Source organism: Sphingomonas sp., assembly GCF_040398505.1.
In the GTDB taxonomy this organism is placed as follows: domain Bacteria; phylum Pseudomonadota; class Alphaproteobacteria; order Sphingomonadales; family Sphingomonadaceae; genus Sphingomonas.
Map to the genome: position 1 here is coordinate 1 of NZ_JBBATX010000175.1, position 3,481 is coordinate 3,481.

Annotated in this window: 3 protein-coding genes and 1 tRNA gene; 3 read left to right on the forward strand and 1 reads right to left on the reverse strand. The window is 65.2% G+C overall.

Translation table 11 applies throughout. The features are described from left to right. Window positions 1-87, reverse strand: a tRNA-Leu gene (locus ABWP09_RS14010). A 135-nt stretch (window positions 88-222) separates the two neighbouring features. Here ABWP09_RS14010 and ABWP09_RS14015 point away from each other — a divergent pair. The 3 genes from ABWP09_RS14015 to ABWP09_RS14025 all read left to right on the forward strand — a co-directional run. Beyond that, entirely contained in the window at window positions 223-1,155 is a 933-nt protein-coding gene (locus tag ABWP09_RS14015; RefSeq protein WP_353205737.1) for a complex I NDUFA9 subunit family protein, read from the forward strand. Window positions 1,156-1,178: 23 nt separating this feature from the next. Beyond that, window positions 1,179-1,988 (forward strand): undecaprenyl-diphosphate phosphatase, encoded by an 810-nt coding sequence (locus tag ABWP09_RS14020; RefSeq protein WP_353205738.1) that lies wholly within the window; start codon window positions 1,179-1,181, stop codon window positions 1,986-1,988. Window positions 1,989-2,144: 156 nt separating this feature from the next. Continuing rightward, the coding region (locus tag ABWP09_RS14025) for an NAD(P)-dependent oxidoreductase (protein ID WP_353205739.1) at window positions 2,145-3,481 on the forward strand (1,337 nt) is incomplete at its 3' end.

A 3,481-nucleotide genomic window follows, 5' to 3' on the forward strand; every position in this document is an offset into this window, starting at 1 on the left:
TGGTGCCCGGAAGAGGACTCGAACCTCCACGCCCTTGCGAGCGCCAGCACCTGAAGCTGGTGCGTCTACCAATTCCGCCATCCGGGCACGAAAGTCGTCAAGCACAAGAGCTTTAAACATCAGGTAGGGGCGGCCCTTAGGGCGGCTGACTTGGCCTTGTCAACCAAGGGCGTGCTGGGGCAAGGGTCGGCGACCGGGATTTGCCCCCAAGGACATAAGCACATGAAGGATACATTGGTTACGCTGATCGGCGGCGGGGGGTTTCTCGGCCGCTATGTCGCGCAGGCGCTGCTGGAAGGCGGCGCGCGGGTACGGATCGCGCAGCGTGATCCGCGGCGGGCGTTTTTCCTGAAACCGCTGGGTGGGCTCGGCCAGACGCAATTCGTGGCCGCCGACATTTCCAAACCCGAATCGATCGCACATGCCGTCGCGGGGTCGGATGCGGTGGTCAATCTGGTCGGCATCCTCCATGGCAATTTCCAGAAGGTGCAAGTCGCGGGCGCGCGAATCGTCGCCGAGGCGGCAGCGCAGGCCGGAGTCGCGGCCCTCGTTCATATCTCGGCGATCGGGGCGGATGCGGCGTCCGCTTCGGCCTATGGCCGCTCGAAGGGCGAAGGCGAGGCGGCAGTGCGCGCAGGGTTTCCCGCCGCGACGATCCTGCGGCCGTCGATCGTGTTCGGGCGCGAGGATCAGTTCGTCAATCGTTTCGCCGCGATGATCGCGAGCGCGCCCGTCGTCCCTGTGTTGCGCGCCGGCACCAAGTTCCAGCCCGTCTATGTCGGCGACGTTGCGAAAGCCGTGGTGGCGGCGCTGGCGCATCCAGAGCTGGCGGCGGGCAAGACGCTCGAGCTTGGCGGGCCCGATATCCTGTCGATGGGCGCGCTGGTGCGCTGGATCGCCAAGGCAACGGGGCGCAAGCGGGCGATCGTCGAGCTGCCCGATGCGATCGGCGCGGCGATCGCGACCTTGGGCTTCCTGCCCGGTGCGCCGATCACGACGGACCAGTGGAAGATGTTGGCAAACGACAATGTCGTCTCGGGCACCGATGGGCTAAAGGCGTTGGGCATCACGCCGACGCCGCTCGACGCAGTGGCGGCTGGCTGGCTCGTACGATACCGCAAGGGCGGTCGCTTCGCGGCACCGACGGTCGCCTGAACGCGGCTCGATAGGGGAATTTCGTGACTGATATCATTAGTATCATTCTGCTCGGCATCGTCGAGGGAGTGACCGAATTCCTGCCCGTGTCCTCGACCGGGCACCTTATCCTGGCGACCAAATTGCTCGGCTACGATGCCGAGAAATGGGCGGTGTTCAACATCGTGATCCAGCTCGGTGCGATTCTGGCGATCGTGGTTCTGTACTGGCGGACGCTCTGGGCGGTCGGGCTGGGCCTGTTGCAGCGCGACCCCGTGTCGATCCGCTTCGTGCGCAACGTGCTGGTCGCGTTCGTGCCCGCCGCTGTGATCGGTCTCGCCATCCACAAGCAGATCGAAGCGCTGCTCGGCAATGCTGAGGTCGTGTCGATCGCGTTGATCGTCGGCGGCTTCGCGATCATCGCGGTCGAGCGGTTCGCGCCCAAGAGCGATATCTCAGGTGTGGCGGAGATTCCGCTCGGCAAGGTTATCGGCATCGGGTTCCTGCAATGCCTGTCGATGGTGCCCGGCGTCAGTCGATCGGGCGCGACGATTCTCGGCGCGCTGGCGCTGGGAGTCGAGCGGCGGACGGCGGCGGAATTCAGCTTCTTCCTCGCCATCCCGACGATGCTCGGCGCAACGACGCTCGAACTGGTCAAGAATCGCGACGCGTTGCTGCACGGGGTCGGCGTCGGGTTCGGCGCGATTGCGCTTGGGTTTGCCGTCGCGTTCGTGGTCGCGGTGATCGTGGTGCGCGCGTTCGTCGGGATCGTCACCCGCTTCGGGTTCGTGCCCTTTGCCTGGTATCGCATCGTCGCGGGCAGCGCCGCGCTGATCTGGCTCTCCACGCTATAGGTCCGATGCGGCCCTGTTATTTGAAAAGGTCGCTCGGTTTTTACGCACGGTCAGGCGGGATCCTCCTTAATAGGGCATACATACTGTCCTATCTAGCGTTTTCCACGTGACAGCGCGGGTATGTCGCGTTATCTGGCGCGCTCGAGAGGGTGCATCATGGCTGACACGTCGCTGTTGAAATTCGTTGATCGCGATCAAGCCTATCCGGCGAAGCGCGAGCCCGAGATCCGTGCCGAGGATTTCCGCGAGATCGCCGATCGCTATGCGATGCCCGATGCCGAGGATCAGGCCGGGCGCTGTTCGCAATGCGGCGTGCCGTATTGCTCGGTGCATTGCCCGCTCCACAACCATATTCCCGATTGGCTGCGGCTGACCGCCGAGGGCCGGCTGCGCGAGGCGTATGAGCTGAGCAACGCCACTTCGACCATGCCCGAGATTTGCGGGCGCATTTGCCCACAGGACCGGCTGTGCGAAGGCAATTGCGTGATCGAATTCTCCGGCCATGGCGCGGTGACGATCGGCGCGGTCGAGAAGTTCATCACGGATACTGCGTGGGAAGAAGGCTGGGTCGAGCCGCTCGTCCCCGGTCGGCCACGCGGCCAATCGGTCGCGGTGATCGGTGCCGGGCCCGCTGGGCTTAGCGCGGCGGAATATCTGCGAATCAACGGCTATGACGTCCACATTTACGACCGCTATGACCGCGCTGGCGGGCTGCTGACCTATGGCATCCCCGGCTTCAAGCTCGAAAAGCCTGTCGTCATGCGCCGCGTCGAGCGGTTGAAGGCGGGCGGCATCGTCTTTCACGAAGGCTTCGAAGTCGGGCGCGACGCGAGCATGGACGAGCTGCGCCAACGCCATGATGCAGTGCTGATCGCGACCGGGGTGTACCGTGCGCGCGCGATCAAAGCGCCAGGGGTTGAGGCGAATGGCGTGGTCGATGCGCTCGCGTTCCTCACCGCATCGAACCGCAAGGGCTTTGGCGATGCCGTGCCCGCGTTCGACGACGGCAGCCTGAACGCCGCGGGCAAGCATGTCGTGGTGATCGGCGGCGGCGATACCGCGATGGATTGCGTGCGCACCGCCGTCCGCCAGGGCGCGGCTTCGGTCAAATGCCTCTACCGCCGCGACCGCGCCAACATGCCGGGATCGCAGCGCGAAGTGACCAATGCCGAGGAGGAAGGCGTCGAGTTCGTCTGGCTCTCCGCGCCCGAAAGTTTCGTCGGCGGCGAGAGCGTTACGGGGGTCAAGGCGAGCGCAATGCGGCTCGGCGCGCCCGACGCGAGCGGCCGCCGCGCACCCGAGATCGATCCGGCTGGCGGGTTCGACGTTCCTGCCGACCTCGTCATCAAGGCGCTTGGCTTCGATGCCGAGGATTTGCCGACTTTGTTCGGCGCACGCGAGCTCGGCGTCACGCGCTGGGGCACGGTGCTGGTCGACAACAAGACGCTGATGACCAGCCTCGACGGCGTGTTCGCGGCGGGCGACATCGTGCG

Bases quoted from the DNA above. Each gene is read 5' to 3' on its own strand.
- ABWP09_RS14015 (WP_353205737.1), top strand. From the start codon at position 223: ATGAAGGATACATTGGTTACGCTGATCGGCGGCGGGGGGTTTCTCGGC.